The following is a 748-nucleotide window of genomic DNA, read 5'->3' on the forward strand; positions in this document are numbered from 1 at the left end:
GGTAGATAATACGATTAACCAAATAGACTTATTCGCAACAAAAGTATAACGAATTAGTTATTCCAGGCGCTGGCTTGCCAGCGCCTCCAATCTACTTCGTCGTCAACATCAAAACGTGTTGCTAGTAGATGAGTCTTCAAGCCCGCGCTCCGCATAATGTCTTGAGTTTGCTGGCAAACTTCATCTGTTCCCCAGAGTACATCACGAAAACCGCTCAAAGACAGCGGCAAATTGTCACCCGCAGTATTCGGCCGCTTTAGGCCGATGAGCCCGTAGCCCCCGTCCTCCGTGGCACCAAGAACTACATCAGCGTGCGAAAGTGCCTCTTCGGCTGACGCGAGATAATCCAAATCCAAAACAGGAAAGTCACTTCCAACAATAAACGCTCGATCCGCCACCTCAAGCCCCTTTCCCAAGGCCACCCGCATTCGATCACCCAGAGTTTGACCGTCCTGCAAAAAGGCTTCTTGGAAAATCAGGCCTTGCTGTTTATAAACATCAAGCCCTGACTGATAAGCCGAATCGGAAGTGTGTCCGCCGACGCCACCGACGCCAAGCCAAAGATGCTGGATGTGATCATTGCCTTGCTCGCTAATGTATCGGGATAATTGTGTATTTACCGCAATCGTCAATCGCTTATGTGCAACAAGTGCTGCCTCATCGCCTATCGTCGCCGCAAGGCGCGTTTTAACTTTACCAAGCAAGGGCAACTTTACGAATTGAATCCAAACGGTGCTAGGCATTTTCT

Annotated in this window: 1 protein-coding gene; it reads right to left on the minus strand. The window is 49.5% G+C overall.

Annotated features, from left to right (window positions below):
* Nucleotides 1–53: 53 nt before the first annotated feature.
* A partial coding sequence (locus tag A3750_RS22240; protein ID WP_156498839.1) for a DUF2064 domain-containing protein occupies nt 54–748 on the minus strand: 695 nt, incomplete at its 5' end.

The sequence above is a fragment of the Oleiphilus sp. HI0079 genome (assembly GCF_001635105.1).